The following is a 12,931-nucleotide window of genomic DNA, read 5'->3' as shown; positions in this document are numbered from 1 at the left end:
AAGGGAAAATCGGCGTTGGACCGATTGGGGAAATCCCCGTTCAGCCCAACGCCCTTTTCATAGAACCATCGTCAGAAACGAACGAAGTCGCTTACTTGACGTTGGCGCCGACGACGCTATCCCATTCCTTGGTGATCGTTGCCTGCGCGGCGTCGATCTGTTCCAGGGTCGGGAAGATTGCCTTTTCATAGGCGGCCGCGTCCGGCAGCTTGTCCAGCAGATCCTGCGGGATCTTGCCAGCCTTGCTCATCGCGTTGAAGCGAATCGGGTGGCAATAGCCCTTCAGATAGCCGATCTGGCCTTCATCCGAATAGATGTGCTCCATCCACAGCTTCGCAGCGTTCGGATGCGGTGCGTAGGCGCTGATGGCCTGCACATAGACGCCAGCAATCACGCCCGTCTTCGGGATGATGGTTTCAACTTCCGGGTTGCCCTTCAGCGTGTCGCGGTCCGCGAGCGCGTTGTAGTCCCAGCGGATGATGATCGGGGTCGAGCCCTGCGCCAGCGACGCGGCCTTGCCGATGACCGGCACGAAGTTGCCCTTCGCGTTCAGGTCCTTGAAGAATTCCAGACCCTTCTTGCCCGCGGCTTCGCCTGGCTCTGCACCGGCTGCGATACCGGCAGCATGAACCCCGAGAATAGCCTGTGCCGAAACGCGCGGATCGCCAGCGAGCGAAACGGAGTTGGCATAGTCGCTCTTCAGGAGGTCAGCCCAGTCCTGCGGCACATCCTTGATGATGTCCTTGTTCACCTCGAAGGCCAGAACGCCGTAATAGTCGCCGTACCAGTATCCTTCAGGGTCCTTGGCGCTATCCGGAATTTCGTCCCAGGTCGAAACCTTGTATGGCTGGATCAGGCCGTCTTTCTTGGCCGAGGTGCCGAAAGCAAAGCCGACGTCGATGACGTCCGGAGCCTGCGGGCCCTTATTGTCCTTGTTGGCCTTAATGGCTTCAATTTCATCGCCCGAACCGGCATCCGGGTTCAGTTCGTTGACCTTGATTCCGTACTTGTCCTTGAAGCTCTGGATGACTTCGCCATAGCCGCACCAGTCATGCGGGAGGGCGATGGTGGTCAGTTCGCCTTCTGCCTTGGCTGCAGCGATCAGTTCGGCTGACGGCTCGGCAGCGGCGATGGAAACTCCGGCAACGGCGATAGCGGTCGAAAGCGACAGCAGACGCGCTGTATAGCTAAGCATTGTTTGACTCCCCTAATATTAGGTCGGCGAAAGCCCCCGGCCAATTCCGGAGCCCGCGCCTACCCGTTACCCGCCCGACATGACGGTTGGATGACAGTTTGCTGCTTGTCACAAATTGCCAACAACAGAAAGTGAAACACGTTTTCAGTGACTTAGCAATTCATCCCTGTGGGGGAGGAACATTTTTATGACAAGAAATGTGACAGAGCTTTCGCGGTTGTCACATTTTAAACGGAAGCTGTTCCCGCTACGACAAGGATTTGCCTGCTCGCGGCGCGGTTGTATTTTTCTCCGCGAAAAACGAAAAAACCCGAAAGGTGTTTGAACCTTTCGGGTTTCGTATGAAAGCCTGGGAGGATGCTTTCGAGGGTTAATGCCCGCCGCCACCACCGGCGACCTGCTTTGGCTTGCGCAACAGGATGGCGCAGACGGCCAGCGTGCAGAACATCATCGTCAGAATGAAAAACACGTCGATGAAGGACAGGAGCGTTGCCTGCTGCCGGACCATGCCGGAAAGTTTGGAAAGGGCGATGGTCGGGCCGTCGAGACCGGCGGCGTTGTATTTCGCCGTCAGATTGGCCACCATCTGCTCGGCTTCCGCATTGCCCCAGCGCACATGTTCGGCAAGCCGGTCGTAATGCATATCGCCGCGGCGCGTCAGGATGGTGTTGATGACCGCAAGGCCGACAGCACCACCGAGGTTACGCGTCAGGTTGAAAAGGCCCGAGGCGTTCTTTAACAGGGCAGGCGGTAGCGTGCCCAGCGCCAGATTGTTGATCGGCACCATGCAGAGCATCAGCGAACAGCCGCGCAGGATCTGCGGGAGCAGCAACTCGTGGAAATCCCAGTCGGCGGTCAGGCCGGTGACCATCCACGTTCCGGCAGCAAAGCCGAGGAAGCCGATCATCATCATCAAACGCGGGTCCATGCGATTGGACAGGAAACCCGCAACCGGCGCCGTCATGAACATGGCCAGACCGCTGACGAACAGCGCTTCGCCGATCTGCAACGCATCATAGCCGCGCACGCTGGCGAGATAGAGTGGATAGAGATAGGTGAGGCCGTAAAGCCCGACGCCCATCACGAAGGAAAACAGCGAGCCGAACGCGAAATTGACATTCTTGAAGGCGCGCAAATCCACGATGGGTTCTTCGGATGTGAAGGCGCGATAGAAGAAGAGAATGCCGCCAACGGTCATGACGATGGACAGGATGAAGATGGCTTCGTCCTGCAGCCAGTCGTTGCGCGGACCTTCTTCCAGCACATATTCCATCGAGCCGAGGAAGGCGGCCATGCCGATGAGGCCCCACCAGTCGAACTTGCTCAAAAGCGAGCTGTCGCCTTCATCGAAGTCGATCAGGTTCCAGGCGGCGATGGTGACGAGAATGCCGGGTCCGACATTGACCAGAAACAGCCAGTGCCAGGAAAAAGCGTGGCTGAGATAACCGCCGACTGTCGGGCCGATGGTGGGCGCAAGCGTCGCCACAAGACCGATCATCGGCGAGACGATGGAGCGCTTGGACGGCGGGAAGATGGTGAAGGCTGCCGCGAACACGCTGGGGATCATGCCGCCGCCGATGAAGCCCTGGATGGCACGATAGACGATCATCTGATCGATATTCGTCGCGGTGGCGCAGAGCATGCTGGCCAGCGTGAAACCCGCTGCCGACAGCGTAAACAGCACGCGCGTCGACAAAAGCCGCCCGAGGAAACCGGACAGCGGGATCATGATGACTTCCGCGATCAGGTAGGATGTCTGCACCCACGAGATTTCGTCGGAACTGGCGCTCAGGCCTGCCTGAATTTCGGAAAGCGATGCCGAGACGATCTGGATGTCGAGGATCGCCATGAACATGCCGAAGACCATGGCCAGAAAGGCGACGGCCTTTTTGGGGTCGATACGGTCGTCTGCCGGGGTCATAGGCCCCATCGTGGTGTCTGCGGCCATGACGGCGCACTCCGGAATGAAAGAGAAGACGGCGCAGAGTTAAAAGCCGCGCCGCTGCTTATTCTTGCGACAGTCGTATCGCCGAACGGTTAGTTCGCCTTGTCTTCAGGGGCGGTGCGCGTATCGATGTCCACGATGACGCTCAGGCCGGCGCGAATCTTGCCGGAGTCCAGCGCATCCTGCGGGATGGCGATACGAACAGGCACGCGCTGCACCACCTTGGTAAAGTTGCCGGTGGCGTTTTCCGGCGGCAGAAGTGAGAACACCGCGCCCGAGGCCGGGGCCACCGAAACGACCTTGCCGTCGAACTTGGTGCCATCAATGGCATCGACATAGATGTGCGCCGTCTCGCCGGTCTTGATCTCGGCGAGCTGCGTTTCCTTGTAGTTGGCATCGATATAAAGCTCACCAACCGGGACCAGCGCCGCGATCTTCTGGCCGGGAGACACGAGGTCGCCTTTCTTGCCGGACAGATTGCCAACCACGCCATCGAACGGCGCGCGTAATGTAGTGAAAGCCAAATCACGGGCAGCTTTATCACGAGCAAGTTCTAGCGATTTCGTGCCGCTGTCCGTTTCTTTATATTGGGCTTTGAGAACGTCGATATTCGCCTTGGCGGAAGCGATCTGCGCATCGGCATTGGCGACATTGGCGCGTGCCTGGTCGAGCGACGACTGCGCCGTGTCGAGATCGGCCTGGGCGACAAAACGCGTTTCGTGCAGTTTCTGCACGCGCGTCAGGGTGGACTGCGCATTGGTCAGAACGGCGCTTGCCGCCTGCTTCTGGGCTTCCGCCTGCTGTTGGGTTGCCTGGGCTGCCGTCGTCTGCGCGACGATGCGGGCCAGCGTTTCCTTTTGCGTGGAAAGCTTGGCTTCTGCTTCATCAAGCGCGATCTGGTAATCGCCAGGATCAAGCTGGAAGATCACATCGCCAGCCTTGACGCGCTGGTTTGCGGCAACCGGAATATTGTCGATATAGCCCGTCACCTTCGGTGCGATGGACGCAATGTCGCCCTGCACATAGGCGTCGTCGGTCGAAACCATGAAGCGGCCAACGGTCCAATAATCATAGCCATACCAGAGGCCTGCGGCCACAGCCACGATCAAAACGCCCGGCAGCACCACGCGCTTGCCGAAACTCTTTTTCCCGCCACCTTTTGCGGTGTCCTTATGCGGCGCTTCCTGCGGGCGCGCATTGGGAACAGCATGAGGCTGCGTTCTCTCGTTCTGCGGCGCCTCGTTGGTCTCGGGTGCATCACCCGGCGCAAAGGTCTTGGCCGTGGGAAGTTGGGCCGTGGGAAACTGGCGAATATCGGCCTGATCTACAGACTTCTTGGCAGTCATAGGTGAAACTTTCTGCACATCCAGTGGATTGAACCGCTCGGTTCGATGTTGACATAATCCAATAACATGCGCATATCAAGCGATATCGAACCGCTCGGTTCGAAAAATATGTAAGAGTTTTGTGATATGAAGCCCGAACGGCATACCAAAGAAAGCCCCGACACGCTTACCACGCCTGATCTTGATCGGCATGATGCGGGCGGAGCTGCGGCCAATTTCGCCGGAACGGGCAAAAAGTCGGAAAAGCTGCCAAAATCGGAAAAGTTGAAAGCCGGTTCGTTTGCATGCGCGCCTGAAACCGAATGCGGACGCACGAGGCTTGGCGCTGGCCAAGATCCGGCAAAGCGCAGCCAGATACTGGAAGGCGCGCAAAGCGTGTTCCTGCGCATGGGTTTCGACGCCGCCAGCATGAACGACATCACCCGTGAGGCGGGCGTGTCGAAGGGCACGATCTACGTCTATTTCAACAGCAAGGAAGACCTGTTCGTCGCCTTGTGCGAGCATTACCGTCATACCATGTTCAGCGCCCTGATCGGCAAGCTGGACAATGGTTTCTCCAATCGTGAGGAACTGACGGAGTTCGGTATTGCGCTGGTGACGTTAATAACCTCATCGACCGCCATTCGCGCCCAGCGCATCGTTTTAGGCGTGAGCGAGCGCAAGCCGGAACTGTCGGCGCGGTTTTATGATCGGGGTCCGAAGCGCAGTCTGGTCGCCATGGCCGAATATCTGGAAAAGATGATCGAGAACGGCGTTTTGGAGCCGTTCGAGGTTGACCGGGTTGCCTATCAGCTCTCCGATCTTTTCCTTGCCGGGCTTTATCGTCCGCGTCTGTTCGGCGTGATTGCTGACGAGCCGACAGAAGAAGCTATCCGCAAGAATGTCGAAACAGCGGTCGATTTCTTCTTCAGAGCATACGGCAAGAGAAGCTGACATCACGTATTTGTTCCAATAGGGAACATGCTTTTCGAAACTGTGCCTTATTTTCACTCTGTTCTTGTGTGTAACAACTTGCGGCACAATAATTGCGAGTTGCCATGAGGCGTATTTTTTTTGTCACTTATAAACAATTAAGCAGTTTGTCGGGCGCGATTCGAAACATAGTCGCCAGCAGGACATAAGGCGACAGAACGAAAGCTTAAGCGGCTTGATTCTTAAGGATATTTCGCATGACACTTGACCTGATTCATTTTCCTAATTTCAAGAAAACGTTTTTTGGAGCGGCATTTCAGAGCGACACGCTCACACTTCTGACCCGCATCCGCGATGAAGTCGGCTGCCGGCACATCATGCACGCCTATCGTGGCCGCATGAACGAGTGTGCCAAGCTGAATTCCTCCGATCTGACGTTGGTGATGACCGTTCCGACCGCCTGGTCGGCGCGCTATTCGACGAAGAACTACTTCGCCATCGATCCGATCTTCCAGGAGGATGCGCCCTATTTCTCAAACGACGGCAGCGGCATCGTGCGCGATTTGCAGGAAGATGCCGCCATCTGCCCGGCGGTTGCGGAACTGTTGCAGGACGCTGAAAAGCACGGGCTCGGCAATATTTTCATTGCCGTTTCCGCGCGCAATCCGAAAGGCGCGTCCGGCTGCACGCTGTTCTCGTTCGAGATCGACAAGGACGAGGATCGCGAACAGTTCGTGGCGAAGATGCGTCCGCGTCTGTTGAGCGTCTCGGGCGTCATTCACAACGCGCTGTGCGGCCATAAGGACGCCAGCTCGGTGGCAAGCCTGCTCACCCCGCGCGAGGTGGATTGTCTGCGTTGGGCGGCCAATGGCAAGACCGATGGCGAGATTGCCGATATTCTCAGCATCGCCCGCTGGACAGTGGTGACCTATCTGCAGAACGCCAAAATCAAGCTGAATTGCTCCAACCGCACTTCGGCGGTGGCCACGGCTCTGTCGCTCGGCATCATCGAAATGCCGGGCACCGAGCATCTCATGTAATTCAGGCAAACGCGGCTCGTTGGCGAGCCAGACATGGCGCTTCCGGGTAAAAAGGAAGCGCAGGCTACTTTATTTATTGTGTTTATTGATTGCATTTTCGAACGCAGGGCGTTCCAGCCCTGCTGGAAAATACACTAGCCGCTTGAACTGCTTGCATGACACCGGATGCGTTCGCTTGCGTCCGGTGTTTTGCGTTTAAGCCCGCATTGTCCTACGCAAAACCGCTTCACACTTTTGCTGGAAATGCTTTAAGCCCTCTTTTTCACCGGCATTCTCGCGGCGCTGAAAGCGGCTCGCAAACGCGCCGTGTTCTTCGCCGGGTCCTGATCGGCGTCTTCGAAGGTGATGTGGTTCAACTCCACACCCGCCGTCTTGTCGCTGAGGATCAAGCGGAAATAGGCGTAAACACCCTGATTGCGGAATTCCATATCCAGCACGACCGATGGAGGCGATTGCCAGTCGCAGCGATAGTCGCCGCCATGGCCCAACTCCAGTGTGCCGGGGAAGAAATAAAGCTCGGTCGCGGAGCTCACGACATCGGCAATATTGGCAAACAGCTCGCAGCGGATGAAGGCGATATAGTCAGCCGGATCGACGAGACGCAGCTCCGCCACCACTTCATGCAGGTTCTCGGCGATGATCGCTTCGCGTTCGTTCGAAAATTGCAGGCTCTTCATCGTGTCACCATCGATCCATAAGAACGGGCCAATAATATTTGGGAATAGGGCAAAGTCATAGTTGTACCATTAGTGTACCGCATGCCGCGTATTGATGATGCGGATGAGTTCGGCAACGGCTTTATAGAATTCCGGTGCGATCATCTGGTCGACATTCACCTGCTTATAAAGTGCACGGGCCAAGGGCACGTCCTCGAAGACTGGTATCGAGTGCTGGGCGGCGACTTCTCTTATCTTGAGCGCGATCAGATCCTGTCCCTTCGCAACGACGACCGGAGCGGCGTCTTCATTCGGCTTGTAACGCAGTGCTACGGAGAAATGAGTCGGATTTGCGACAATCAGCGTGGCGGTCGGCACGGCGCTGATCATGCGGCGGCGGGCGCGGTCACGTCCGAGCGAGCGCAGGCGCGATTTGACCAGCGGATCGCCTTCCGATTGCTTCAGCTCGTCTTTGACTTCCTGCCGCGTCATGCGCAGTTCCTGACGCCAGTGGATGCGCGACCAGGCAAGGTCGAAAGCCGCGATGGCGGTGATCGCCAGCACATTGGCGACCAGAAGACGCACCATGTTCTCGCGCAGAAATTCCGGCAGCGCGCTTGGCTCGGTCGCAATCGCATCCGTGAACAGGCTGTTGCCCTGAAAGAACACGATGAAGACGATGAGACTGGCGGCGAGAAACTTCGCGACCGATTTCAGGAATTCCACCTGACCCGAGCGGCCGAAAATGCGCTGCCAGCCCTTGAGCGGCGAAATGCGCGAAGCCTGCGGGCGAATGCGCTCGCCGACGATGCGGGGCGCGTTCTGAAAGGCGGACGAGGCAATGCCTGCCAGTGGAATGATGATGAAGACCGGCACAAGGGCTGCGCCAACCGCCAGCGCCAGCACGCTGAACAGGCGGCTAGCATCCTCGGCGCTGTTGAGGACCCAGTCCTCCGGACGGTCGATCAGTTCGCGCAGGAAGACTGCGAGCTTTGTCGTGGCGGGTGCGGCGACAAACACGGCGATGACCAGAAACGAGGCGACGCCAGCGAGTATCGGCGTTTCGCGGGAGAAAGGCATATTGCCCTTTTCCAAGGCGTCGCGGATCTTCTGCTCGGTCGCTTCTTCTGTTTTGCTTTCCTTATCGGTATCGTCCGCCATGCGTCACACGCGCACTCACGCAGAGGCTTCGTTGGCGTCAAGCGTGATGATGCCGCGCTCGGAAAGGTCGATGGCGATGCGCGAAATCGTGCGGCGTGCGTCTGCGATATTCTGGGCGGTGATATTGCCCTGCTCGGCGCCAAGCTCCGTTTCCACCATGCGGCGGCCACGGGTGGAGAGCGAGGACAGGATGAGTTCCTGAAGCCTGGCGTCTGCACCACGCAGCGCGGTTGCGATCTGTTCCGTCTGCACTTCATCGAAGAGCAGCAGACGCGCGCGCTGCGACAGGCGCTCGATATCTTCGAAGGTGAAGAGCTTGGCCTTGATGCGGTTGAGGTCGTCGCGATTGAGATCTTCAAGGCTTGCCATCAGTTCTTCCATCTCGTTCTTGTCGAGCTGGTTGAAGATATTGGCGATCTGGCCGTGATGGGCTTTGACCGGGCCGGAATCGCTGCGGCCAAGCAGATCGCGGCGCAGCACATCTTCCAGCAGTTCGGCTGCGGCGGGCGCGACATTGCCAATATGCAGCGAACGCTGCACGACGGCATTGCGCAGCTGCGGCGGCAGGGCGACAAACAGGCGCGCGGCAAGGTCCGACGGCAGTTTGGAGACGATATAGGCGATGATCTGCGGATGCTGGTCGGCCAGATAGGCTTGCAGGCTGTCAACCGGCAGGCGACCGAGCTGCACCCAGACCGATTCCTGTACCAGTTGCGGCTGCACGCGTTCTTCGAACACGGCATCCACTTCCTCCTGTGGCAGCGTATCGCGCAGCAGACCTTCGAAGCGCTGGGCGGCTTCCGAAACGGGCGCGCCCTCGGCAAATGAATCCTCGAATTCCTTCACCAGCTGTTCGAAATCGAGCGGCGAGATCGGGTCCAGCGTGCGGGAATGACCGGCAAGCTTGCGCAGGTCCTCGGCGCTGAAATGCTTGAGAAGGCGTGACGCAGCCGGACGGCCAATAGCCACGAGAATGGCTGCCGCCTTTTGTGCGCCGCTCAGCGTATCGATGATACCGCTCGCGCTTTCTTCAGTGTTGGCCTGCTGCTCTTTTTCGGTCATGGAGATATCCGGGCCGATCCGTTATTTGCCGATGATTTCGGTGAGGCTGACGCCGAAACGCGAAGAATCATCTTCGAGTACGATGACTTCGCCGCGAGCGATCACGCGACCGTTGACGACGATATCGACCGGATCGCCGATCTGCTTGTCGAGGGTGATAACCGCGCCGCGACCGAGCTTCATCAGATTGGCCACCGGCATGGTCGTGCCGCCCAGCACCACCTGCACATCGACGGGAATGCCCATGATAAGTTCGAGATTGGGCTTGGAAGCGCCTTTTTGCGCGTTGCGCGGCTTTTCCTCGCGCAGTTCCTCGATGGCTTCGTCCAGTTCCTGCTGCATGTTCTTATCCTTGTTGTCAGCGCTCATGCCTGCCCCGCAATATCAACGGTTGCCTTGCGGACCGCGCGATGCACGAACACCGGCAGCGCATTCTTTTCTTTCTGCTCGACAATCGGTTCGCGGGTGCGAACGGCACTGTCGGCAACGGTGCGCGCTTCGCGCATGTCGCGGGTCAGCGCCTTGCGCAAGCGGTTCAGTTCCTCGATGGCTTCTTCCATCTCGCGGCGCACGCGCTGGGTTTCGCCAAGGCGGGCTTCGAGTTTTACATTTTCATCGACGAGATCGGTGCGCTCGCTCTGGATCGCCTTCACGGCGCGTTCCAGACCGTTGGAGGCCGCCGCGACCCGCAGCGCCAGCACCTTGCCAAGCTTAATCGTTTCGTTGGCCTTGCGCCCGACCACGATCAGCGCGCCCAGCGAAACAAGGGCCATCAGCGTGGACAGAATATTAGCCAGCAACAAGCTCATCGATAAAATCCTCTTCCTGATTGACCGGGTCGCCGACCTTGACGGTGAAATGAATGCCCGACTTGCCGAGCGAGCATTTGAAAAGCTGCTGGTTGCCGGCGCGCAGGCGCACCTGCTCCATGGCGTCGGCAGGCAGCTTCAACACCTGTCCGATCTCCAGTTTCGACAGCGCATCCAGCGTCATCGAACCTTGCTGGATGAAGCCTTCAAGCTCGATACGGGCGCGGCTGACTTCCTGACGCAGCTTCTTGGCCCAGCTCGGATCGGCCTGATTCATGGGGCGGCGCAGAAAAGCGGCGACGGCATCCTGCATTGGCTTATGGGTGCTGCGGGGCAGCAGAAGGTGGACTTGTCCGGTCTTGCCCGCCGCCGTCACATCGATCCGGCAGGCGAAAAGCCGCGACCGTTCGAAATCGGTGCGGTCGAATTCGGCGATGTCGATGCATTCACCGGCCACGAACATCGACTGCGCATTCCCCACCCAGCCCGATAGGGAACCGGCGTTGAAAACCTGATCCAGCGCACCGGCGAGATGGCCGGAAAGAAGGGCGGAAATCTTGTGTTCGACCATGCCGAACGGGCGCTCGACATCAACATTTCCGAGATTGCCTTGCGCGCCATACATGGCTTCGATGATTGAAAAGACCAGCGGCGCATCGACGGTCAGATAAAGCGTCGAGCCCCAGCGTTCGACTTTAAGCGGCGCGATGATGGCGGCGCTGTCGAGAATGGCGGCGAAACCCGCGTCATCGGTGCTTTCCACCGCACCGGCTTCCACTTCGAAAGCCGCCGCGCAACCATGTTTCAGCCGCTCGCAGAAATGCGTGGAGGCATCCTTGAACACATGGGCAAGCGACTTCAGATCGTCGCCGGACAATCCAGCTGCGCGCAGCAGATTGTCGGCCAGCACGTCATTCTTGCGGTGTTGTTCCGCCATGGTCGTTTCAACCGACGTTTCAGGGGTGGTTTCGGGCGTCGTCATCTTATGCGGCCTGCTGCGTCGGCGCGCTCGCCATGGTTTCCTGCTCCACCACATCGATGGTCGGGCGGTCATAAGCGGAGATGGTCTTGCGCCCATATTCCACGGCGATCTGCGGCAGCGAGCCGTTCATATAGGCAAGCAGCGTTTGCTTCACGACGACATAGAGACGGTTCTTCTTTTCGCGGGTCGATTTGATCTTGGTCGCGATGGGACCGACAACACCATAGGAAAAGAAGATACCGGCGAAGGTGCCGACAAGGGCCGCACCGATCAGATGACCGAGCACTTCCGGCGACTGGTCCAGCGCGCCCATGGCCTTGATCACGCCGAGAACAGCGGCGACGATCCCGAGCGCAGGCAGGGCTTCCGAAATGGTGACCATGGCCTGATAGGGCTTCAGCTTGTCGCGGGCGATGGTGTGGATTTCCTCGTCCATCAGCGCTTCGATTTCGTGCGAGCGCACATTGCCGACGATGATGAGGCGGCAGTAATCGCAGATGAAATGGGTGAGGTCTTCGTTTTTCAGAACGCTCGGATAGGCCTGAAAGATCGGCGATTCCTTGGGATTGTCGATATGGACTTCGACTTCATTGCGCGACTTGGCGCGCAATTCGCGCATCAGGCTGTAGAGCAGGCCCAGAAGATCGAGATAATCGCGCTGCTTGGGCACGGCGTTGCTGAACGCCTCCATGCAGGCGCGACCGGTATCCTTCACCAGCGAAAACGGATTGGCGACGAAGAACGTGCCAAGCGCTGCGCCCAGAATGATGACGAATTCCCAAGGCTGGATGAGCACGCTCACATGTCCGCCCATGGCGATGAAACCGCCCAGCATACAGCCCAGTGTGATGGCGAGACCGATGATAATGCCCAAAGCCCGAGACTCCCGCAGAATAGTTCTTTGAGCCGAACATAGGCAGCGCGGCTTGCGCGAAGCTTGCCGAGGTCGCCCGAGGACTATTGGGCGCCATCAGCTTCGGACAAGCTTGATCGCGCATAAAGGGCGCAACTATCAGCAGGGGGTCATGCCTATGGTCGATACGATGACGAGCTATCGCCTGATCGCGTCGGATATGACGCGGTCTTTGCAGCGCGTTTCGAAAGAACCTTTGGTGTCGCGCGAAACGGCCTATTTCCAGGAAAACATCGGCAATGTGAAATCGATTGACGATTTCATGTCCGACAGCCGCCTTTACAATTATGCGATGAAGGCGTTCGGTCTGGAAGACATGGCCTATGCAAAGGCTTTCGTGCGCAAGATTCTGACGGAAGGCGTCACGAGCGACGACGCCATGGCCAACAAGCTGACTGACAAGCGCTACAAGGAATTCGCGACCGTCTTCGACTTTGCGGGCAAGGGCGCCGAGGCTACCCAAAGCACCGAGGCGCAGCAGGGTGTGGTGGACAAATATTTGCGCCAGACGCTGGAAACCGAAGCCGGTGGCCAGAACGAAGGCGTGCGTCTGGCGCTCTATTTCGAGCGCAAGGCTTCGAAGATCACCAATGCCTATGAAATCCTCGGCGACAAGGCCTTGCTGACCACGGTGCAGACGATATTCAGCTGGCCTGCGGCGATGTCCAATGCCGATGTGGACAAGCAGGCCAAGATGCTTGAGGCCAAGATCGACTTTTCCAAAATGTCCGATCCCGATTATGTCTCGAAACTCATTTCGCGTTTCACGGCCATGTATGAAATGAACAACCCGACCTCAAGCAGCCCGGCATCCATCGCCTCGCTGCTGCTCGGCAGCGCGTCTTCGGTTGGCATCTCGACCGATATTCTCACCACCTTGCAGAGCTTTAAGCCGGGCGGTCGCTGATCC

Annotated in this window: 13 protein-coding genes; 3 read left to right on the top strand and 10 right to left on the bottom strand. The window is 58.2% G+C overall.

Going from position 1 to position 12,931, the window contains the following annotated elements; all coding sequences use genetic code 11:
• Positions 1-91 precede the first annotated feature (91 nt).
• From FIC94_RS08730 to FIC94_RS08720, 3 genes are all read right to left on the bottom strand, one after another.
• The gene (locus FIC94_RS08730) at positions 92-1,195 is read right to left on the bottom strand and encodes an ABC transporter substrate-binding protein (RefSeq protein WP_109367909.1); all 1,104 of its coding nucleotides are present in this window, start codon (positions 1,193-1,195) and stop codon (positions 92-94) included.
• A 370-nt stretch (positions 1,196-1,565) separates the two neighbouring features.
• The gene (locus tag FIC94_RS08725; protein ID WP_140024590.1) at positions 1,566-3,143 is read right to left on the bottom strand and encodes a DHA2 family efflux MFS transporter permease subunit; all 1,578 of its coding nucleotides are present in this window, start codon (positions 3,141-3,143) and stop codon (positions 1,566-1,568) included.
• Between the two features lie 89 nt (positions 3,144-3,232).
• A complete protein-coding gene (locus tag FIC94_RS08720) occupies positions 3,233-4,486 on the bottom strand; it encodes an HlyD family secretion protein (RefSeq protein ID WP_124915241.1) in 1,254 nt (417 codons plus the stop codon).
• A gap of 126 nt (positions 4,487-4,612) precedes the next feature.
• On the opposite strand from FIC94_RS08720, the gene FIC94_RS08715 reads away from it, so the two are divergent.
• Both FIC94_RS08715 and FIC94_RS08710 read left to right on the top strand, forming a co-directional pair.
• Positions 4,613-5,419 (top strand): TetR/AcrR family transcriptional regulator, encoded by an 807-nt coding sequence (locus FIC94_RS08715; protein WP_109367906.1) that lies wholly within the window; start codon positions 4,613-4,615, stop codon positions 5,417-5,419.
• Positions 5,420-5,655: 236 nt separating this feature from the next.
• Positions 5,656-6,438 (top strand): helix-turn-helix transcriptional regulator, encoded by a 783-nt coding sequence (locus tag FIC94_RS08710; RefSeq protein ID WP_109367905.1) that lies wholly within the window; start codon positions 5,656-5,658, stop codon positions 6,436-6,438.
• 248 nt (positions 6,439-6,686) lie between these two features.
• Here the strand turns inward: FIC94_RS08710 and FIC94_RS08705 are convergent, their stop codons facing one another.
• From FIC94_RS08705 to motA, 7 genes are all read right to left on the bottom strand, one after another.
• On the bottom strand, positions 6,687-7,115 hold the full coding sequence (locus tag FIC94_RS08705) for a BspJ family T4SS effector nucleomodulin (protein ID WP_140024589.1): 429 nt from the start codon (positions 7,113-7,115) through the stop codon (positions 6,687-6,689).
• A gap of 69 nt (positions 7,116-7,184) precedes the next feature.
• A complete protein-coding gene (gene flhB, locus FIC94_RS08700) occupies positions 7,185-8,255 on the bottom strand; it encodes a flagellar biosynthesis protein FlhB (protein ID WP_109367903.1) in 1,071 nt (356 codons plus the stop codon).
• 15 nt (positions 8,256-8,270) lie between these two features.
• Complete coding sequence (locus FIC94_RS08695; RefSeq protein WP_140024588.1) at positions 8,271-9,317, bottom strand: flagellar motor switch protein FliG; 1,047 nt, start codon at positions 9,315-9,317, stop codon at positions 8,271-8,273.
• A 21-nt stretch (positions 9,318-9,338) separates the two neighbouring features.
• Positions 9,339-9,686, bottom strand: a complete 348-nt coding sequence (gene fliN, locus FIC94_RS08690; protein ID WP_140024587.1) for a flagellar motor switch protein FliN — start codon at positions 9,684-9,686, stop codon at positions 9,339-9,341.
• On the bottom strand, positions 9,683-10,126 hold the full coding sequence (locus tag FIC94_RS08685; protein ID WP_109367900.1) for a BAB2_0123 family type IV secretion system effector: 444 nt from the start codon (positions 10,124-10,126) through the stop codon (positions 9,683-9,685). The genes fliN and FIC94_RS08685 overlap by 4 nt, the downstream gene beginning before the upstream one ends.
• On the bottom strand, positions 10,107-11,063 hold the full coding sequence (locus tag FIC94_RS08680) for a FliM/FliN family flagellar motor switch protein (protein ID WP_140024752.1): 957 nt from the start codon (positions 11,061-11,063) through the stop codon (positions 10,107-10,109). Before FIC94_RS08680 ends, FIC94_RS08685 begins: the two co-directional genes overlap by 20 nt.
• 46 nt (positions 11,064-11,109) lie before the next feature.
• Positions 11,110-11,982 (bottom strand): flagellar motor stator protein MotA, encoded by an 873-nt coding sequence (gene motA / locus FIC94_RS08675; RefSeq protein WP_109367899.1) that lies wholly within the window; start codon positions 11,980-11,982, stop codon positions 11,110-11,112.
• A 157-nt stretch (positions 11,983-12,139) separates the two neighbouring features.
• On the opposite strand from motA, the gene FIC94_RS08670 reads away from it, so the two are divergent.
• The gene (locus tag FIC94_RS08670; RefSeq protein ID WP_109367898.1) at positions 12,140-12,928 is read left to right on the top strand and encodes a DUF1217 domain-containing protein; all 789 of its coding nucleotides are present in this window, start codon (positions 12,140-12,142) and stop codon (positions 12,926-12,928) included.
• Positions 12,929-12,931 lie beyond the last annotated feature (3 nt).

Origin of the sequence: Ochrobactrum teleogrylli, from assembly GCF_006376685.1 — a bacterium.
GTDB lineage: Bacteria > Pseudomonadota > Alphaproteobacteria > Rhizobiales > Rhizobiaceae > Brucella > Brucella teleogrylli.
Note: the sequence above shows the minus strand (reverse complement) of the source record. Positions and strands in the feature narration are given on the sequence as shown.

Bases quoted from the DNA above. Each gene is read 5' to 3' on its own strand.
- FIC94_RS08680 (WP_140024752.1), bottom strand. From the start codon at position 11,063: ATGGCGGAACAACACCGCAAGAATGACGTGCTGGCCGACAATCTGCTG.
- FIC94_RS08725 (WP_140024590.1), bottom strand. From the start codon at position 3,143: ATGGCCGCAGACACCACGATGGGGCCTATGACCCCGGCAGACGACCGT.
- FIC94_RS08710 (WP_109367905.1), top strand. From the start codon at position 5,656: ATGACACTTGACCTGATTCATTTTCCTAATTTCAAGAAAACGTTTTTT.
- FIC94_RS08730 (WP_109367909.1), bottom strand. From the start codon at position 1,195: ATGCTTAGCTATACAGCGCGTCTGCTGTCGCTTTCGACCGCTATCGCC.
- FIC94_RS08720 (WP_124915241.1), bottom strand. From the start codon at position 4,486: ATGACTGCCAAGAAGTCTGTAGATCAGGCCGATATTCGCCAGTTTCCC.
- FIC94_RS08705 (WP_140024589.1), bottom strand. From the start codon at position 7,115: ATGAAGAGCCTGCAATTTTCGAACGAACGCGAAGCGATCATCGCCGAG.
- FIC94_RS08715 (WP_109367906.1), top strand. From the start codon at position 4,613: ATGAAGCCCGAACGGCATACCAAAGAAAGCCCCGACACGCTTACCACG.
- flhB (WP_109367903.1), bottom strand. From the start codon at position 8,255: ATGGCGGACGATACCGATAAGGAAAGCAAAACAGAAGAAGCGACCGAG.
- FIC94_RS08695 (WP_140024588.1), bottom strand. From the start codon at position 9,317: ATGACCGAAAAAGAGCAGCAGGCCAACACTGAAGAAAGCGCGAGCGGT.
- FIC94_RS08685 (WP_109367900.1), bottom strand. From the start codon at position 10,126: ATGAGCTTGTTGCTGGCTAATATTCTGTCCACGCTGATGGCCCTTGTT.
- FIC94_RS08670 (WP_109367898.1), top strand. From the start codon at position 12,140: ATGGTCGATACGATGACGAGCTATCGCCTGATCGCGTCGGATATGACG.
- fliN (WP_140024587.1), bottom strand. From the start codon at position 9,686: ATGAGCGCTGACAACAAGGATAAGAACATGCAGCAGGAACTGGACGAA.